This window comes from Paenibacillus sp. ICGEB2008 (assembly GCF_000307675.1).
Taxonomy (GTDB): Bacteria; Bacillota; Bacilli; order Paenibacillales; family Paenibacillaceae; genus Paenibacillus; species Paenibacillus polymyxa.
Map to the genome: position 1 here is coordinate 184,347 of NZ_AMQU01000004.1, position 18,441 is coordinate 202,787.

21 protein-coding genes and 1 tRNA gene are annotated in these 18,441 nt (G+C 42.5%); 6 read left to right on the forward strand and 16 right to left on the reverse strand.

All coding sequences use genetic code 11. The features are described 5' to 3' along the window. The first annotated feature begins 179 nt into the window (after positions 1-179). Positions 180-710, forward strand: coding sequence for an NAD(P)H-dependent oxidoreductase (locus C400_RS0102415; protein WP_017425874.1), 531 nt, complete (start codon positions 180-182; stop codon positions 708-710). A 92-nt stretch (positions 711-802) separates the two neighbouring features. Here the strand turns inward: C400_RS0102415 and C400_RS0102420 are convergent. Beyond that, positions 803-887 (reverse strand) — tRNA-Leu (locus tag C400_RS0102420). A 379-nt stretch (positions 888-1,266) separates the two neighbouring features. On the opposite strand from C400_RS0102420, the gene C400_RS0102425 reads away from it, so the two are divergent. Beyond that, positions 1,267-1,701: an N-acetyltransferase gene (locus tag C400_RS0102425; protein ID WP_017425875.1), complete on the forward strand. Its 435-nt coding sequence runs from the start codon at positions 1,267-1,269 to the stop codon at positions 1,699-1,701. 102 nt (positions 1,702-1,803) lie between these two features. Here the strand turns inward: C400_RS0102425 and C400_RS0102430 are convergent, their stop codons facing one another. Both C400_RS0102430 and C400_RS0102435 read right to left on the reverse strand, forming a co-directional pair. After that, positions 1,804-2,313, reverse strand: coding sequence for a GNAT family N-acetyltransferase (locus C400_RS0102430; RefSeq protein ID WP_017425876.1), 510 nt, complete (start codon positions 2,311-2,313; stop codon positions 1,804-1,806). A gap of 71 nt (positions 2,314-2,384) precedes the next feature. After that, positions 2,385-2,900, reverse strand: a complete 516-nt coding sequence (locus tag C400_RS0102435) for a hypothetical protein (RefSeq protein WP_017425877.1) — start codon at positions 2,898-2,900, stop codon at positions 2,385-2,387. Positions 2,901-3,198: 298 nt separating this feature from the next. On the opposite strand from C400_RS0102435, the gene C400_RS0102440 reads away from it, so the two are divergent. Together C400_RS0102440 and C400_RS0102445 are read left to right on the forward strand one after the other, a co-directional pair. Beyond that, positions 3,199-3,702: a hypothetical protein gene (locus C400_RS0102440; RefSeq protein WP_017425878.1), complete on the forward strand. Its 504-nt coding sequence runs from the start codon at positions 3,199-3,201 to the stop codon at positions 3,700-3,702. Between the two features lie 335 nt (positions 3,703-4,037). Next, positions 4,038-4,532 (forward strand): hypothetical protein, encoded by a 495-nt coding sequence (locus C400_RS0102445; RefSeq protein ID WP_017425879.1) that lies wholly within the window; start codon positions 4,038-4,040, stop codon positions 4,530-4,532. A gap of 93 nt (positions 4,533-4,625) precedes the next feature. Here C400_RS0102445 and nspC read toward each other — a convergent pair whose 3' ends face one another. The 7 genes from nspC to C400_RS0102480 form a co-directional block, all read right to left on the reverse strand. Next, on the reverse strand, positions 4,626-5,765 hold the full coding sequence (gene nspC, locus C400_RS0102450; RefSeq protein ID WP_017425880.1) for a carboxynorspermidine decarboxylase: 1,140 nt from the start codon (positions 5,763-5,765) through the stop codon (positions 4,626-4,628). An 8-nt stretch (positions 5,766-5,773) separates the two neighbouring features. Next, positions 5,774-6,973, reverse strand: coding sequence for a saccharopine dehydrogenase family protein (locus C400_RS0102455; protein WP_016819676.1), 1,200 nt, complete (start codon positions 6,971-6,973; stop codon positions 5,774-5,776). Between the two features lie 316 nt (positions 6,974-7,289). Further along, positions 7,290-7,550, reverse strand: coding sequence for a bacteriocin immunity protein (locus C400_RS0102460; RefSeq protein WP_016819675.1), 261 nt, complete (start codon positions 7,548-7,550; stop codon positions 7,290-7,292). Between the two features lie 155 nt (positions 7,551-7,705). Then, positions 7,706-9,586: a molecular chaperone HtpG gene (htpG, locus tag C400_RS0102465; RefSeq protein WP_017425881.1), complete on the reverse strand. Its 1,881-nt coding sequence runs from the start codon at positions 9,584-9,586 to the stop codon at positions 7,706-7,708. Positions 9,587-9,767: 181 nt separating this feature from the next. After that, positions 9,768-10,391 carry an SMI1/KNR4 family protein gene (locus C400_RS0102470; protein WP_016819673.1) on the reverse strand — a complete coding sequence of 208 codons (624 nt, stop codon included), beginning with the start codon at positions 10,389-10,391 and terminating at the stop codon, positions 9,768-9,770. A gap of 156 nt (positions 10,392-10,547) precedes the next feature. Continuing rightward, the gene (locus tag C400_RS0102475) at positions 10,548-11,861 is read right to left on the reverse strand and encodes a PQQ-binding-like beta-propeller repeat protein (RefSeq protein ID WP_017425882.1); all 1,314 of its coding nucleotides are present in this window, start codon (positions 11,859-11,861) and stop codon (positions 10,548-10,550) included. Between the two features lie 55 nt (positions 11,862-11,916). Continuing rightward, positions 11,917-12,390: a DUF7716 domain-containing protein gene (locus C400_RS0102480; protein ID WP_017425883.1), complete on the reverse strand. Its 474-nt coding sequence runs from the start codon at positions 12,388-12,390 to the stop codon at positions 11,917-11,919. A 132-nt stretch (positions 12,391-12,522) separates the two neighbouring features. Between C400_RS0102480 and C400_RS0102485 the strand changes: the two genes are divergently transcribed. Next, a complete protein-coding gene (locus C400_RS0102485; RefSeq protein WP_017425884.1) occupies positions 12,523-13,656 on the forward strand; it encodes a phosphodiester glycosidase family protein in 1,134 nt (377 codons plus the stop codon). Positions 13,657-13,786: 130 nt separating this feature from the next. Here the strand turns inward: C400_RS0102485 and C400_RS0102490 are convergent, their stop codons facing one another. From C400_RS0102490 to C400_RS27295, 3 genes are all read right to left on the reverse strand, one after another. Beyond that, complete coding sequence (locus tag C400_RS0102490; RefSeq protein ID WP_016819669.1) at positions 13,787-14,233, reverse strand: DUF6386 family protein; 447 nt, start codon at positions 14,231-14,233, stop codon at positions 13,787-13,789. A 227-nt stretch (positions 14,234-14,460) separates the two neighbouring features. Next, the gene (locus C400_RS27290) at positions 14,461-14,559 is read right to left on the reverse strand and encodes a hypothetical protein (RefSeq protein WP_014599622.1); all 99 of its coding nucleotides are present in this window, start codon (positions 14,557-14,559) and stop codon (positions 14,461-14,463) included. A 100-nt stretch (positions 14,560-14,659) separates the two neighbouring features. After that, the gene (locus tag C400_RS27295; protein ID WP_231124964.1) at positions 14,660-14,929 is read right to left on the reverse strand and encodes a hypothetical protein; all 270 of its coding nucleotides are present in this window, start codon (positions 14,927-14,929) and stop codon (positions 14,660-14,662) included. A gap of 347 nt (positions 14,930-15,276) precedes the next feature. Between C400_RS27295 and C400_RS0102505 the strand changes: the two genes are divergently transcribed. Continuing rightward, positions 15,277-15,615 carry a helix-turn-helix domain-containing protein gene (locus C400_RS0102505; protein WP_017425886.1) on the forward strand — a complete coding sequence of 113 codons (339 nt, stop codon included), beginning with the start codon at positions 15,277-15,279 and terminating at the stop codon, positions 15,613-15,615. Positions 15,616-15,760: 145 nt separating this feature from the next. Here the strand turns inward: C400_RS0102505 and C400_RS0102510 are convergent, their stop codons facing one another. The 3 genes from C400_RS0102510 to C400_RS0102520 all read right to left on the reverse strand — a co-directional run bounded on the left by C400_RS0102510 (position 15,761) and on the right by C400_RS0102520 (position 18,401). Beyond that, entirely contained in the window at positions 15,761-16,015 is a 255-nt protein-coding gene (locus tag C400_RS0102510) for a YciI family protein (protein ID WP_017425887.1), read from the reverse strand. A 218-nt stretch (positions 16,016-16,233) separates the two neighbouring features. Beyond that, the gene (locus C400_RS0102515; RefSeq protein ID WP_017425888.1) at positions 16,234-17,373 is read right to left on the reverse strand and encodes a 5-methyltetrahydropteroyltriglutamate--homocysteine S-methyltransferase; all 1,140 of its coding nucleotides are present in this window, start codon (positions 17,371-17,373) and stop codon (positions 16,234-16,236) included. Positions 17,374-17,498: 125 nt separating this feature from the next. Beyond that, positions 17,499-18,401, reverse strand: coding sequence for a LysR family transcriptional regulator (locus C400_RS0102520; RefSeq protein ID WP_017425889.1), 903 nt, complete (start codon positions 18,399-18,401; stop codon positions 17,499-17,501). Positions 18,402-18,441 lie beyond the last annotated feature (40 nt).

Consider the following 18,441-nt stretch of genomic DNA (forward strand, 5'->3'; position numbering starts at 1 on the left):
CTAAAATAACTAAGTTTATCGAATTCATTTTATAATCACATATCTTCATTCTAAGTACCATGCACACTTTCAAGTAACTATATTACTTTATTGTGTGTATTTACTTTTTTTATAGCCTACAGAATAATAATACGTATCCACAAAAAGCAAATGATGCGATGTAAGAAAGGTGATTTATAATGAAGACTCTCGTAATTTTAGCACACCCGAATATTGAAAATTCCAGAGTAAATCAAAGATGGAAACAAGAATTGCTTCGATATTCCAATGAAATTACAATTCATGAAATTTATAAAGAGTATCCCAACTGGAATATTGATGTTTTGAAAGAACAAAAGTTACTTGAAGCACACAGCAATATCATATTTCAGTTCCCTTTATACTGGTATAGTTACCCTCCTCTATTAAAAAAGTGGTTTGATGATGTTTTTGCCCATGGATGGGCTTATGGTTCAAAAGGTGATAAGTTAAAAGGAAAGAAGCTAGGGATCGCCATGTCGATTGGCGATAAAAAAGAAAACTACTTATCTACTGGTTCCGTTACATTTACGGTAGATGAAGTTATAGCCCCTTTTAAAGCAAGCGCAGTACATGTGGGCGCCGTAACATTACCCTATTTCGCTGTCTTCGGAGCCTCGTTTCAAGCAAGTGATGAAGACATTAACCAGAGTGCAAAAGATTATATTAAATATATATTCCAGCATAAATAAAATGGCTGTTTAATAGCACGCATCTTAACCATATAAAAACAGGCTCTTGGAGGCATTCAGCCAATCCAAGAACCTGTAATTGTTAGGTATAATGCGGTCGAGAGGACTCGAACCTCCACGGGGGGTTAGCCCACACGGACCTGAACCGTGCGCGTCTGCCAATTCCGCCACGACCGCATACTATGTATTGATGGCGATACTTTAATCGCCGTAATTAAAATTATATCTTGAATAGAGCTTAAAAGCAAGCTGATTTATATTATATTTTCTATGAATAATGCTAGTAAATATAAGAAAATCACTGGATATCACCAACCAGATATGGTAAGATGAACGCATCAGGAAAGGAGGTGCGTCAACATCAATAATCATATGTTGAGCGTATCCCTTACCCGGTCCGTTATTCTCTAATTTACAGAGTTGACGGAGGCGCGGGATACGGATCAAGGCTTTAATTAAGCGCCACGGTAGAAAGACCGTCCACGGACGGTCTTTTTTATTTCAACATCATACTCTACTACAGATACGATTACATATTGTGAAAAGAGGCGTTACAATGTCGATTAGACCTGCGAAAGTAGAAGAGTTGAAAGAACTGGTAGCCATTTGGCTGGACGCTTCCGTAGAAGCCCACCATTTTATTGCTCGGGAGTATTGGACATCTAAAGCTGCCGAGATGGAGAACAAGTACCTTCCCCTCGCTCAGAACTACGTTATCATACAAGATGACCATACGATCGGCGGCTTCATTTCCATGATGGACGGATACTTGGCTGCTCTGTTTATACGGGTTGATTCTCAAAGAAAAAGCTATGGCAAATTACTATTAGATTGGGTTAAGAAGCAGCATGATGAGATTCAGCTAAAAGTGTACCAGTCCAACACGAAAGCATTTAACTTTTATACTAAAAATGGATTTGCGATTCAAGAGGAATCTGTGGATGCTGAAACTGATGAGAAGGAATTTGTGATGGTATGGACAAAACATTAACAACAATGAAGGCACCTCTAGCCTTTTAGAGCAAAGGCTCCGCTTCCGTATCCATACGGAACAAGCAGAGCCTTTTACTTTTATCTACTACTGTCTAGTCTCTTATTTAAGCCCATAAACCTCGGTATATAAAGTCTCTTTAAACGGAGCAAACGCCGATTCAGCCAACGCACCTGGATAGCTCATAATCTGAAGCCGCAGATCCGTCTGTCCTTCTCTTAGAGGGGGCTGTACATATTCAAAATGGTTCAGATGGAATCCCATTCGTTCGTAAAAACCAATTCTTCTCCGTGACCATTCATCCACTGGAGGCTCAACCTCCAGCACTACCGGTTGGTCAGACTGCGATATAAATCTACCCATAAGCTTTTGGCCTAATCCGCCACCTCGTATACGGGAATCTACCGCAATATGCTCTACAAACCGAAAATGCGCGAATTCCCAACCTGCCAAAAAAGCCACTATGTTCCCCTGCTCATTTTTTTCAGTGATAATACGATAGCTAGGATGCTTCAATAAAGCCTTTTGAGCCTCAAACGTCCTGCATTCTGATGCTGGAAAAGAAGATTCCATAATCGCATATATTTCAGAAAAATCGTGTTCATTTATCATATATCCCTAGCTCCTTTACCTCTACATCCCCCCAACGACACAGCCTGTCTTTCATTAAGAGAAAGAGGGGGTTAGACCTTGTTTAATTCCATAAGCGTCAGCAACACGTGTTCCAACAACTCTGAAATATCCTCCATCTGATCTTCGTTGATTTGCCTGGAAAATCGGAGTTCAATCCTGTTTTGGTATGTAGACGTCTTCTCTCCGTAAATCTGACTTAACGTTTGTACTGGTCGAAGTTCGGGCTTCCAAATGTCGGTCAGTATATTTTCAATCTGGCTGCATTGTGTCTCCATCTCTCGAATCTTCATATCAAAATACAGCAACAAGCTACATCCCGGAGTTTGATCTTCCATTTCCAATATTTCTGCAGCCAGGTTGTTTAAATCCATCTTTAGTTGAAGCTCTGCCGTCACACCCGGCTGTTCTCTCAGGCTGAACTGTACGCCAAATTCACGGGACATTACCGACATCTCCAACCTATCGGTCCGCTGTGTAATGTTAATACGAGAATCCAGATTATCCAGATCGTAAACCGCATTTTCTATAGCTACTTTTAAATTATCAAAAACGGTCGGGTCGAACATGTGCAATTCACCTCCAATTATTGAGTATAACATAACAGCTGTTACTCCCAAAATAAAATGCCCGTTATCATGAAAGCGTATTAAAATGGAATTCTATAGTATACAGTAAGTTGGCTAACTCTTAATTGAAGATTAGTGAATAAATTTGTAAAAACTCATAATTGTGACAAAAAAATATATATTTTTGTTTATTGTTACATTTTTATTCCAATTTATTGGGATTCAATATATAATACTGGATGGGATTGGTTATATATTCGTATAAATTCCAAAATAAAAGAAGGGAAGAGATGATTAAATGAAAAAGGCAGTTTTTTCTACACTAGGTCTTGCACTTCTATTAAGTACATCCACCGCCGTTGCATCTGCTCAAGAAGCAGCACCCGCATTACAAAAGGAATCTATCCAGCTTTCATCTTCATGGTATACCGACGTAGAGCCTAATAACTGGTTTGATCAAGCCACTGGAATAACAGTAGGAGGTGGCATCGATATCTATGGGAACTTCGGAAAATTCATTTCTGAAGGCAATATAGGTTATGACTTTGCAGATTATTATAAGTTTACAGCCCCTCAGTCTGGATTTTATGAATTTAACATTCAAGGGGAAATATATCCTAATTCATGGATGATGCTTAGTGTAGCTGACAGCAATGGAAGCATCAAAAGAAGTGCAGCAGATCGTCAATACCGTTTAGGTATAAATCTTGAAGCTGGACAAGATTATTACTTGTTAGTAGAGGTAGCCAATCCTGAGGTTGGTCAATTGTTCGACTATAGAGTTTTTTCTACGATTAAATAAACTAAACAGCCAATGGAGCATATCAAAAACGTAATCCTTTTACAGGGACTATGTTTTCATCTTTGAACACCTATTGTCTTACGACAAACGCAGCTATATCCCCGTAGGAGAATTGACGGTTTATGTTGATACCTTCTTCCTACTTGTGGTTTGTTTTTACCTCTGCATCATGGAAAATCACCATCTCATAGCAAGAATTCTATTATACTCACATATTATTATTTCTTTTGTGTATATGATTATCTAGTGAATAATATAGATAATAACCCAAAATTAAATCACCAGTATATTTATGTAAATGAATATAAACCAAAAAAAAGTGAGGGCTCTGATTCATGAAAAAAACATTATTAGCTTCATTAGGTCTTACACTTATGTTGAGTACTACTGCCAGTGTCGCTTTAGCTGCAGAAGCAGATTCTGTACCAGTTGCAAAGGAATCCAACCAACTCTTCGGTAATGGAACTGACAGGGAGCCTAACAATTGGTATGATAAGGCCAGCGAAGTTTGGCTAGGTAGTGATATATACGGAACCATAGGGGAACTCATTGAAGGAAGAGACTATGATACTTACGATATGTATAAATTTAAGGCTTTTCAGACCAAATGGGTTGATTTTAAAATTGAAGGGGATAAGTATCCTAATGCATGGTTAAATTTGACTCTAACAGATAGCGATGGTCATATGATTAAAACAACAGAAGAAGGACAGAATACTTTAGGTAAAAAACTTGAGGCTGGCAAAGAGTACTACTTAGAAGTGGGAGTGCCAGGCTATGAAATCGGTCAATTGTTCTGGTACAAGATTTCCGCCAAAATTGAGGAATAAAGATACTAATTCAGTTTCCTATACAAAAAAAGTCTCACTCCTAATTTTAGGGGCGAGGCTTTTTTGTATTGCTGCATATTAGTAACCTTTTCTTTACGACAAACGCGAGCTAAAGTCCTCGTAGGAGAACTGACGGATTACCTTGATGCCTTCTTCGTCATTGTAGCTGGCGATGGCTGGCAGGTTGACTCCGTTAAACATGTGGTTTTTGACCATCGTGTAATGGGCCATGTCGCAGAATACAAGCTTGTCTCCTGGCTTCAATGGTTCTTTAAAGGAATAGTCACCAATGACATCGCCAGCCAAGCAAGTAAGTCCACCGAGTCTGTAAGTATGTGCATACTCACCAGGCTTGCCTGCGCCAATGATATTCGGGCGGTAAGGCATAGCCAGTACATCAGGCATATGACATTCAGCCGAAGTATCCAGAATGGCAATGTCCATTCCGTTCTTCATTGTATCCAATACAGTTGCAACCAGATATCCGGTGTTCAGAGCGATAGCTTCGCCTGGCTCAAGATAAACTTGCACACCGTATTTATCCTGAAAGTATTGAATACAACGCACCAGCGTGTCCAGGTCATAGTCTTCTCTGGTAATATGGTGACCGCCGCCGAAATTGAGCCATTTCATTTGCTTAATATATGGCCCAAATTTCTCATCCACGACTTTAATGGTGCGCTCAAGCGTATCAGAATTCTGTTCACACATCGTATGAAAATGAATACCGTCCACGCCATCCAGATCCTCAGGTCTAAAGTTAGCCAGAGTCACACCCATTCTGGAGTTGTTGTAGCAAGGATCATACAGCGGCGTTTCGATTTCCGAATATTCCGGATTCACTCGAATGCCGATATCGATTTTTTTGGAAGTTACGCCTTGCACTCTGCTTTTGAAGCGTTTCAGTTGATCAAAGGAGTTGAAAACAATATGGTCAACATACTCCAATAGCTCATCAAATTCACTGTCAACATAAGCTGGTGCGTATACGTGAACCTCCTTGTCCATTTTTTCGCGACCGAGTCTTGCCTCGAACAACGAGCTGGAGGTTACGCCTTTTAAGTATTTGCCAACCAGAGGAAAGGTCGAAAACATCGAAAAACCCTTAAGAGCGAGCAGAATACTGCAACCTGTCCGCCCTTGTACAGAATTCAAAACCTCAAGGTTTTTGACAAGAAGTCTTTCGTCAACAAGATAACAAGGTGATGGGAGTCCGGTAATATCAATATTCATCGCAGACCTCAATCAAGCAACGTTGGCGTAAAGTTCTCTTGCCATGGCAATCCGTGTTTATTTAGTGCTTCCATGAATGGATCTGGATCGAATTCCTCAACGTTGTAAACGCCTGGTTTTTTCCAGAGGCCTTTGATGATAAGCATTGCACCGATCATAGCCGGAACACCTGTTGTGTAAGAAATGGCTTGGGAGCCAACCTCTGCATAACATTCTTCATGATCACAAACGTTGTAAACATAATAGGTTTTTGGCTTTCCATCTTTCACGCCTTGGATGATGCAGCCAATGTTTGTTTTGCCTTTTGTTCTTGGTCCCAGAGAAGCCGGGTCCGGCAAAATAGCTTTCAGGAATTGCAGTGGAATGATTTGTTGCCCTTCATAATCAATAGGCTCGATCGAAGTCATGCCCACGTTTTGAAGTACGTTCAAATGATTCAGATAATTGTCCGAGAACGTCATCCAGAAGCGGATTTTTTTCACGCCTTTAATATTCACTGCAAGAGATTCCAGTTCTTCATGGTACAAAAGATATATATTTTTCGGTCCAATTTCAGGCAGGTCGTATACCTTTTTCTCAGAAAGTGGCTCAGTTTCAATCCATTCTCCGTTTTCAAAGTAACGGCCTTTCGCTGTAATTTCACGAATATTGATTTCCGGATTAAAATTAGTTGCAAAAGGATATCCGTGGTCCCCTGCATTCGCATCCACAATATCAATCGTATGAATTTCATCAAAATAGTGCTTTTGAGCATAAGCCGTAAATACTCCAGTCACGCCTGGATCAAAACCGCTGCCCAGCAGAGCTGTAATTCCTGCTTTTTCGAATCTTTCTTTGTAGGCCCATTGCCAGCTGTATTCAAACTTCGGCGTATCCGGCGGTTCATAGTTCGCCGTATCAACGTAATGAACACCTGTCTCAAGGCAAGCATCCATTATCGTCAAATCCTGATAAGGGAGAGCCACATTGATAACTACATCCGGTTGAAAGCTTCGAATCAAGTCAATGACCATGTCGGTGTTGTCAGCATCAAGCTGAGCCGTTTGGATCTTCGTACGACCTCCACCCAGCTTCTCTTTAAGCGCATCGCATTTCTCAACAGTTCTACTTGCGATACAAATTTCTTCAAATACATCTGGGTTTTGGCAACATTTATGCACCACAACGCTGGCCACGCCACCGGCGCCAATAATCAATGCTTTTCCCAAAATAAATAACCTCCTTATTCCATACGCTAATCGCTATTCATTCTTGCAAACAAAATGATTATAAAGACATCCCACCAAATAATCAAGAAAAACGACAATTTGCTGTGTCAAAATTCACAGAAGCATGTCACAAAAATTTTACAAACCCCAAAATTAGGCATAAATTCTCCGTAAAGCGAGCAAAAAGCAAACATTTCTCCATACATTACAGGGAAGCCAGCACACCTTTAACGGAAGTTTTCTTGAATATAATGCTCATAACCTTTAAAAAAATTATATTATCTTATTTTTTAACAAAAGACTACCCCTCCGCATGCTATGAAGAAGATTCATGAGGGGGTAGAAAAATGGGCTGATAGCGTAATGCTTCATCTACAATCTCTGCCGCGCTCAAATCACGGTCATCCCAGTAGATCAAATTACTAATCCCCGGATGAGGTGTATTTTGCATGACTACGGTCAGCATGCTGTCGAGTTCCTCCTCTGTTCCCTCGCCTCTGATGATTTTTTCCACCAACTGTATAAGCTCACTTCGGCTTAAACTTTGGGGGTTCAATGGATCTCGATCCAGACTCATACAATCGCCCTCCTAGGTATTGAATAGTCGGCACAGTGCAAGGCCTTATGCTTCTACTGTAAGCGTTATATGGCCTATTATGGAGCTTTAAGAAGTGTCATAATAAATAAAGCCGCCCCCGGTGTGGGAACGGCTCTATATCGTAATAAAGCATATTAAACCATGATTTTGCAAATATCGTTCGTGAATTCAACCGGATCTTGCAGTGGCAAGCCCTCGATCAGCAAAGCTTGATTGTACAGTAATGCCGTATAGAGGTTCACTTTCTCCTTATCCTCGGCAAAGGCTTCTTTCAAAGAGTTGAACACCGCATGGTTCACGTTGATTTCCAGCACTTTATTTGCTTTGACATCAGCGTTATTCGGCATGGCGTTCAAAATTTTCTCCATCTCAATAGTCACTTCGCCATCAGCGGACAGACATACCGGATGTGTCTTCAAGCGCTTGGAGGCTTTAACACTGGATACTTTGCCTTCCAGCAAGCCCTTCATGTACTCGAACAACTCCTTGTTGTCGTTTTGTTCCGCTTCAGTTTCTTTCTCATTTTCGTCAGACTCAATGCCCAGATCGCCACTCGATACGGATTTGAATTCTTTCTCTTTATAGCTTAAGAGCATTTTAATAGCGAACTCATCAATATCATCAGTGAAGTACAAAATTTCGTAGCCTTTATCGGCCACCAATTCGGTCTGCGGTAGCTTTTCAATACGCTCATTGGACTCCCCGGAAGCATAATAAATATACTTTTGATCCTCTGGCATACGAGATACATATTCGTCCAAAGTAACCTGCTTTTTCTCTGTAGAAGAGTAGAACATAAGCAGATCCTGAAGGGTTTCTTTATGTCTGCCGTAATCGTTGTACACACCAAATTTCAATTGTCTTCCAAATGATTTGTAGAATTGATCATATTTCTCCCGATCATTTTTGAGCAGAGTCAACAGTTGGCCTTTAATTTTGCTTTCAATATTTTTGGCAATCAGCTTCAACTGACGATCATGCTGCAGCATTTCTCTCGAAATGTTGAGTGACAGGCTTTCGGAGTCAACCATACCTTTTACAAAGCTAAAATAATCCGGCAGCAGGTCAGGAGATTTTTCCATGATTAGCACACCGTTAGCATACAACTCCAGCCCTTTTTCATATTCCTTAGAGTAAAAATCAAACGGAATATTCTCAGGAATAAACAAAATCGCTTGGTACACTACCGCGCCGTCCGCGCTGACATGGATATGCTGGAGCGGCTTGTCGTAGCCATAGCGTTTTTCCGCGTAGAAATTTTGATAATCCTCGTCGGTTAGCTCGCTTTTATTTTTTCTCCAGATGGGCACCATGCTGTTAATACGCTGTTCTTCTTTGTAATCCTCAAACTCGTTATCGCTTCCTTCTTTCAGACGCTTGCCTGTAACATCCATTTTAATCGGGTAGCGGATAAAGTCGGAGTATTTTTTAATAAGCGCTTTTAAACGGTACTCGTCCAAATATTCGTCGTAGGACTCATCCTCGGTGTTTTCCTTGATTTTCAGAACAATCTCGGTTCCGACCTCGTCCTTCTCAGCCACCTCAATGGTATAACCGTCAGCACCTGTAGATTCCCATTTATAAGCAGTATCGCTTCCCAAAGCCTTGGTCGTTACTGTAACTACATCTGCTACCATGAAAGCTGAATAGAAGCCGACGCCGAATTGACCGATAATGTCATGACCATCCTTGGACTCATTTTCATTTTTGAATGCCAGTGAGCCACTTTTAGCAATGACGCCCAGGTTATTTTCCAGTTCTTCCTTGGTCATCCCAATCCCGGTATCACGCAGAGTTAGCGTTCTATGATCCTTATCGGCAATTACTTTAATATAATAATTCTCTTTGTCAAAGACTAATTGATCGTCAGTCAGTGCTTTGTAATAGATTTTGTCAATCGCATCACTTGCGTTGGAGATCAGCTCTCTTAGGAAAATTTCCTTTTGAGTGTAAATCGAGTTAATCATCATTTCGAGCAGACGCTTGGACTCAGCCTGAAACTGTTTTTTCTCCATTCGAATATCTCCTTTCAAATATAAACCTATGTAAGGCCAGCGGATAAGAGCTATGCAAACGATGCAGCTTTGTTAGCACTCCCATCATTCGAGTGCTAGCCTACCTTTTTTATAACATTCCTCATTTTTTATGTCAATATCTTGGTTAATCTGCACAGTGAAATTCCATTTCAGGGAATCGTTAGTGCCCGATTTGCTTAAACATAACGTTAAACATTTCGACAGTGGATGGAAATAGCCCCTGCACATGGGGAAGCAGGTTACTCCTAATCTGTAGCTCATCCTCATCCAAATGCCGGAGATCCTCGTGAAAGAACCAGACAATAGGATAATCGCCGTCCTTATGTCTGCTGCCTACATTTAAACATACAGGGCCCTGATCGTCTTCTGCAATGGCAAATGGAATATAGCCTGCTGACAACAAAGGTGACCATTGATCGATCAAATCATAAAATGCCTTTAAGCCTTGACCTGCTGGCAGACGTGGAAACTCTACAAACGTACAATCGCTCCAGTATACTCCCGGAATAGATTCATTATCGAATTGTAAAGATACATAATGGTAGGACATGATAAAATTCCTCAGCAGAAGCGGCAGCTCAAAATGGTATTTTTCTTCCATTTCCCGAACTTCCTGTTCTGTAATCTGTGAAGGAAGGGGCTTCCACTTGATCCATCCCTCCTCATCGACGTTCCCATCACGCATTTCGAACGGTACATTTTCTTCCACATCCATAAAAAAGGCTTCATCCATCTGTGCAAATAACTCCTTCATGGATGTGCGAATATCCGCTTTCTTGTCCATGTCCTCACACCTCTTTCCTTTTTACTCGCATTTTGCATCATAGATGTATGCCTCATGCGTCTCTATATGAAAATAGCATTACAATCATATGCCACTGCTCTTTTTATGTTCAGCTTATCAGAACTTGCTTTTTTCACCATTTGCGGAATATTAGTATTACCAGCGAAATGGCTCATAGTTACGCCAGAGCAACCAACGCTCTGTCTCGTGAATTGGAGCAGTGCCAATGGTATATTCATCCTTTGCCCCATTCAGCATATCAATCAAATGAAGCATACCGCCATACGTTCCAACCGCCAACATGCCTTCATCAGATGTAACTGCCAGTCCAGATATCGTACTTCCGACAAAATAGCGCCAAAGTTCACGTCCCTCTCTATCCATAAGACGGAGATATCCGTAGGCATCACCTAGAATAGCTCCTTGCGTCAGCGCTACTGCAGCGTATACTCGCATTTCTTCATTTATTATCGGCCATTCTTCCGTATTCAGAGCAAGTCCCTGCTCCACTTCGGCAATCGGCACCTGAATGGTGGCACCGTTGTAGAAATGACAGGCATTGTACCAGACATCCAGATCATCTTTGGAAAATAGAGCATAATGCGGATAGCTGGAGCCTGGCTCCAATGTATGCACCGTCTTATCCGTTAAGTCCATGAGCAAATGCTCACTCATCTGGCTTCCATAAGCGATCCAGCGTCCATCCTTCGACACAGCTCCATGCGCCATATCCACAATCGTGTCTTCCAGTCCCAATTCTCTTCGTTCAGACGCCTTGGGATGGATCAAATCCACCTGATCACCAGCCAGCAAATAAACACCGTAACCGCAAACCAGCAACAAGCGCTGTCCATCGCCAAACGGAATCACTTCATCTAATATATCCTCGGGGTGCTCCTCATCCGCCAAGCATTCCAAGCCAGGAATAGCTGCCTTTAAGCGGGCCTGTATATCCTTCCACTGAAAAAACGCTGTCTCTTCCCCTTGTAAATTTCGATCCGGTTGTCGAACAATCCGAATCCCATTCCCATCCACCAACGCAAAATAACTCCCGTCCGGCGAACAACCTACGCGATGCAGTCCGAGAATTTGCCTAATTCCATCTTTTCCCGCCAGATAGATCTTGCCGCGTTCCCGAGGGTTGCCTGCATGTAGAATAACTTCATTGGTCCCATTCATAAATGCCATCGGTCTAACGGCTTGCAAGGCCTCTTCAAACGCTGGTGTAAGCGGCCAGGATGCAGCCGGAATTTCCCGACGTAACCGCTCTGTTTCCCCTGCCTGATTCGCTACCTGAATCATACGAAAAATATCTTTGGCTAGCTTAGAGCGTTCGTCCTGCTTTGGCTCTGGCTGCTCCTGTTGCCACTGGCTTTCCATACCGATTCTGACAAATTCGTTCACATCTGCGGCATACCTTTTCCCTTCCTGTCGCCACTGTGCTGCCAATTCATGATTCAACCAGTTCATTCTGCTCCCCCATCCCAGTCGTCTATGTATGCCCGGTTTGTTCTACAGGCTTTATTCATTCTGTTAGGTGGTTTCTCACCTTCGTCAACACAGACCACAGGTCTGTCACTGCTTTTACCTCCTCATAATCCAGGTAGGCATCGTGCTGTTCGTAATATTTGACCGCCACAATCACCATCTGAATCGTCACTGGCTGTCTAGCAGCCTTAAGAACTTCTACAATACTTTCAAAGGTGGCCAGCTCAAACCAAGTTTGAACCTGACGATGTGATATCCATAGGGGAATATACTCGTCCTGTTCGTTGGTTGCGGCTGTACCGTCCTCTGCACATTCCTCCAGCCAATGCTCATCCAAATAATAAATCGGTGTTTGAACAGGGTCCTGATCCCATTGATCCACATTCACATATAACCAGTTATTATGAAGTTGCCCCACGCTGCGCACCAATTCCTGCAATCCTTCAAATACACGATAAGAAGGGCGCTCCCTGCGACGGTAATCCTCAAGTCTTGTCTCATACCTGCTCATCTCCAGCCACCCCGTTTCTGTATCATCCAAACACTCAAAATTCGCGTAACATACATTTATAACTCATAAAACCCGATATAAGTACAAGCACCTTGTCAATAGTTAAGACTACATAAGGAGATTGATCTATTCATGAAAAGAATCACCGCACTTATTATTCTGTCTATGCTCTTACTTGTAACCCCGATCTACGCTGCTGCACCAATACCTATGCTGGTTTATGTGGATCAGAGTAACCACTCCTTCATCCCGCTTCGTCTCCTGAATAGCTATGAAGGGATCACGCTTCACAGCAATCCAGCAGACAAAAAAATAGAAATTGCGCAAGGCAATACCCGGCTTACATTACTTACGGGACAATCTACTGCTAAAGTGAATGATCAAACGGTTCGTATGCAAAATGCACCTTTTACCGACAACAGCGCTACCTATGTACCCTTACAGTTCATCAGCCAACATCTAAACCTGCAAGTCTTATGGCTAAAAGAAAACTCAGCTGTGCGTATTACGCAAGGTACAACGTCTGTTACGCTTCCGGTACTTACCGGCAAGCTACCCGGAAATACTTCCCCCATCACGACAGCTCATAAAAGCTTCAAGGTTGGATCTCGTACCTTTTCCGCCAAGGTGATCACCATCTCCATGCTCCATCCCAAGGTGAGTTTGGACGTAGCAGTGGCGGGGGATACCCTTGGTAAAGTGGAAAACTTAAGCAGTCTCGCCAAACGCAATCAAGCGGTTGTAGCCATTAATGGCACATTCTTTGACGCCTATACCAAAAGCTCCTACAAGTCACCTTACGGCTATCTGGTCAGCCATGGCAAGATGTTGAAAAAAAGCTCCGGCGATCAACGCACTGTCTTCACCTACGATGCTAACCATTTAGCCGAGCTCGTGTCGGGCTCTGCCTTTGAACAACGGTTAACAACCCAAGGTAGCGTCGAAGGTGCTCTTCAAGCTGGACCTCGTCTGGTCACGAACGGCCAGGTTTCCCTAAATGTCAAAGCCGAAGGCTTCAAGGACCCTAAAATATTAACAGGCGGCGGCGCCCGTAGCGCACTTGGAATTACTAGGGATCATAAGCTGATCCTCCTGACCACAAGCGGAGCGACTATTCCGCAGCTCGCCCAAATGATGAAGCAGGCTGGCGCTTATCAGGCTATGAATCTGGATGGCGGTGCTTCCAGCGGACTGTACTACAACGGCTCTTACCTCACCACACCCGGCCGCCAAATCAGCAACGCCATTATTGTAAAGTATCAATAGACGAATAAAGCGCTGTTCTCACGGATATACAAGCCGTGGGGATAGCCTTTTTCATTTTCCCAGTCACGGTTATTATAGATTCCCTGTGTTGAAGCGGCTTGCCTGATCCGTTATAGTTTGATCCTACAATCTACAATCGAATCAGACTGGTAAAGCTGTTGCTGCCTTCGCTTCCTTTTTTAAAAGAAAGGTATATACGGTTATTTTCTCTGCTGGCCAAGCATTCATAAAGTCCGGGTTGCACAGATAGGAATGACCCTCCCCATACACAATCAGGTTCCAACTCACCACCTGTGACTTCTTCTCCTGCACCAATAAATATGTTTCCTGAGGGAACCTTCAAAAACAGCCGCACCATCGGCTGCTCGATATGATCTGCTATCACAACCTCATACGTCCCGTCCGCTCCTAGATTCAAAAAAGCAGCGTTTCCCGCATTCAACTCCCCCAGCTCGTCCTCTTCGATGGACCACCAATCCGGCGCATCGTTCAAGCGATGCTTCAGAGCTTGCGTATCGAATAGGCAAAGAGTCGCCGTGTCTGTCGTAAATTGAAATGGACTACCTGCCATGTTCATCATGCGATCCTCCTGATCATGGTCAGCGAATTTCCGTTTTCTCACGTCTTCCGCTATCCAAATTGCTATACACTTGAGGGAAATTATCCCTGTATGTAAAGTATAACAATGCTTGCAGGGCCAGACAACATACTAGCACTACCATCCATTCTGCATTAAAAAAGCCCTCCCTCACGCTGTCGTGAAAAAGGGCCGCTTTGTGAATTTTAAGAAATCTGAACCTGCTGTTAGATCAGAAAAGATTTGGTGATAATCACCAGCAAAATGAACAATACCAAAATCGCGCCTGTGGATGTCCATGCTCCACCGTAACCTACTTCACCCATATCTAAATCCCTCCTTGCGTTAAAGCTTACTCTTATCGTATGTAGAAAAGCGGATAACGACAGGGCGAATCGGCAAGTTTATTTGCCATGGAGGGGCTTTTTAGAAAATGGACTGATACGTTTCGGATGAATCAGTCATGACTCGGGATGACAACTGGCAAAGAATGTCGTCTGTTCTGCGCAGCAGCCTACTCACATCCTTCTGCTTCATCTTCTGAATCAGAGGGTTTTCTAGCTGGGATGAAAGAAATTGAGTGGTGCCTATAAATACAACAACATCCAATCCCGGGTTGGTGTCAGTATGTAATAAGTGCAACAAATCCGCCATCGACAAGAGTCTCGGAGGGAAAATGCTATTAGTTTCTTTCATATATAGAGCTTTTAACATGGAGGTCAAAGCCCAGTCACATAGGATAATGCAGCATTGGACTTGATTGTGCTTGTACAGGATTTTGGCTAGCTTCATGTGGTATTGGGATAGAGTGTGGAAATCAGTTATTGAATTATGTAGGTGTTGTGAGGGTCTGGACGGTTGAGTGGGACTTGGAATAAAGGTAGAAGGAGCTTCTTTCATATCTATTCCTCCAGAGATTCAAGAATAGTCTTATTATACGCTAAAATAATACTTATAGATATCAAAAATATTTATTGTATCTAATATTCAATGTTTTCATTTAGATTTCTTGTCTACACTTTTAGAATAGTGAGGTGTAGACGATGGAAGACAAAGAAGTCCTCAAATTAGTGGGTGCCAGAATACGCGCTTTGCGAAAAGAAAAAGGATTGTCTCAGGAGTCGCTTGGGGAAAAAGGCGGATTCCATTTTTCATACATAGGGCAGATTGAACGTGGAGAGAAAAACGTATCTTTAATAAACATAGCTAAAATCGCTGATGCACTGGATGTTAATTTGATTCAGCTTTTCGCTTATGTAAATGAGGATATCAAGGTTACGAAGCATGAAGATGGTATACAAGAAATCGTAAATATACTTCAAAAGACGAGTCCAGAGAAGGTACGTTTGGCGAGGAATGTGATACGGGAGATTATCAACTAAGAAGATTCTCAAAAATTGTGAGAGCAATCTCTTGGGAAATAAAATAAGGACCATTCTTTTCATTTTCAGAAAATCGCAGTCCTCATTTTCTATTTAATACCAAAAAGACACATCAGTTTTTTGTCGTGACCTTCTTAGATGTAATTTAACGCAACAGCCATTCCTTTATTGTCAATGTAGAAGAACCATTTTGAATGAGCGGATCTAAATTCCCAATCTTTGTCGCCTCCTCAAGTGACGCTGCTTTTATTAAATAAGCGCCTCCCGTTCTATCGCTAAATGGACCATACTTTTCAAGAGCTCCCTCTTTCTTTAACTTTTCCAGATGGTCATAGTGCCCTTTGATATCATCAGTATTGAACTTGTTTGTTCGTGTAGTAATTAATAAAAAGTAATTCATTGATTTCCCCTCCATATTTCCCTTGTAATAAAAAATATCTGGCGTTTCTTTAAGAAGATATTACAGCGTTAGCTATTGTAATAAAAGTCCTTAAAAATGAAATGCAACTATAAGGGAATTTGGTCAATTTTAGCGGATTCTCAAACTAAAACACGCCCTCAAGTGGCGTGTTTTAGTAATCACGAATCTCTACAATTCAATTCCTCTAAACTAAACCCTTACTTCCAAATTTCGTCCGCAATCTCTTTTATGAAAGCAAGCTTTTTCCATTGCTGCTCTTCGGTCAGAATATTACCTTCTTCTGTCGAAGCAAAGCCGCATTGTGGGCTGAGGCAGATGTGGTTAATGTCCACGAATTGAGTCGCTTCCTTAATGCGGTTAATGACCGTCTGTTTGTCTTCCAGTTCACCTGTTTTGGAGGAAACGAGACCCAATACGACTTGTTTTTCATCTTTCAGATGCTTAAGCGGGGTGAAATCACCCGCACGGTCGGTATCGAATTCGAGATAGTAGCCGTCGATGTTATCGATGCCGAACAGGGTTTCGGCTACAGGCTCATAGCCGCCTGAAGATGCCCAGGTGGAATGGTAGTTACCACGGCATACGTGGGTTGTAACGACCAAATCGGCTGGAAGATCCTTCACGGCTTCCTGATTCACGCGAGCGAATAGCTTTTTGGTATCTTCCACATTTTCACCCGCATGCTGTCTAGCTTGCCAATAGTTTTTATCACAGAGCATGCCCCATGTGCAATCATCCAGTTGCAGGCTGCGGCAGCCTTCATTATACAGCGCTTGGATCACAGATTTGTAGGCTTTGGCAATGTCCGTCACCAGTTCATCCAGATTGCTGTAATACGTATCGGTCGTTTCTTTATTTTCTCCGCGCAGCAGCTCAGCCAGGAACTGCGCAGGTGCCGGAATCGTTTGGCGGGCGATAGCATCCTCTCCTGCGACTTGCTTCAGGAATTTGAAATCTTCAATGAAAGGATGATGAGAATGTCCGATTTTACCGGACAAGCGTGCGGTTTCCGCTCTTGTTTCCACACCTTGGAATTGGTAGCCGTTTGCAAGCTGTACCTTTTCCACGCCGTCCAGTCCCCACATAAAATCAAGATGCCACCAGGACCGTCTGAATTCACCATCCGTCACAGCTTGAAGTCCTACGGATTTTTGCTTTTCGACCAGCTTGATAATTTCTTCATCTTCAATCTTTCTCAGCTCGTCCGCAGAGATTTCATTATTTTGAAATTGAGTTCTGGCGTCTTTGATCGCTTGCGGGCGCAAAAAGCTGCCGACCATGTCATGTCTGAAAGGGGTCACTTTACGTTGGGATGCATTGTCAAGGATGCTGCTCATTAGGGTTATCTCCTTTTTCGCTTCAGTAGTGAAGTTGTTGTAAGAAAGATAACATACATTCTCAGCTATAAGGTAACTCCAATAAACTATAGCTAGTTATAGCCTAAGGCTATATCAAACTTTTTTTATTCTCCTATCGCCTCATGCAACGCTTCTACATAGACAGTAGCCAGCTTGGAGAGCGCGACGTTTTTATGGCAAATCCATCCTACATTAATAGACTCATCACACTCCAGAGGGACGGAAATTATCTCGTTACCGTTCAGATCCGCACTAATTACCCCAGTAGAAATGGTATAACCGTTCAAGCCAATAAGCAGATTAAAAAGGGTCGCCCGGTCATTAACATGAATGCTTTTGGGATGCGACAACGTACTCAGAATTTCCTCGGAGAAGTGAAAGGAATTGTACTCCCCTTGCTCAAAGAACAGGTATGGATAAGGATGAAGCTGGTCAATGGTCACGCTAGACTGCCGGGATAGCGGATTATTGGCACTGATAAAGATGTGCGGCTTGGCCGTAAACAGGCTGTTGAATTGCAGATTTGCATCTTTTAGCAGCTTGTTGATGACCTTGGCGTTAAATTCGTTCAGATACAGGATTCCGATCTCACTGCGCAGGCTTTTGACATCCTGTATGATTTCATGGGTTTTGGTCTCCCGCAAAGCCAGTTCATATTCATCCTGTCCATATTGATTCACCAGATTTACGAATGCATTTACTGCAAAAGCATAATGCTGCGTGGACACAGCAAAATGCTGTGGTGAAGGCTTGGCATCCAGATAGCGATTTTCCAGCAACTCCGCCTGCTCAACAACCTGACGTGCATAACCGAGGAATTCCACGCCTTCTTTGGACAAAGAAATGCCTTTATTGGTACGTTCAAAAATGGTGATATGAATTTCTTCCTCCAGATCGCGAATCGCGTTCGACAGACTGGGCTGGGAAATGAACAACCGCTTCGCCGCCTCATTCATGGAGCCACGATTGGTAACCTCGATGACATATTTTAATTGTTGTAAGGTCAATGCATGATGTCCTTTCCGTTTGTGTTTCTTCTATTATATA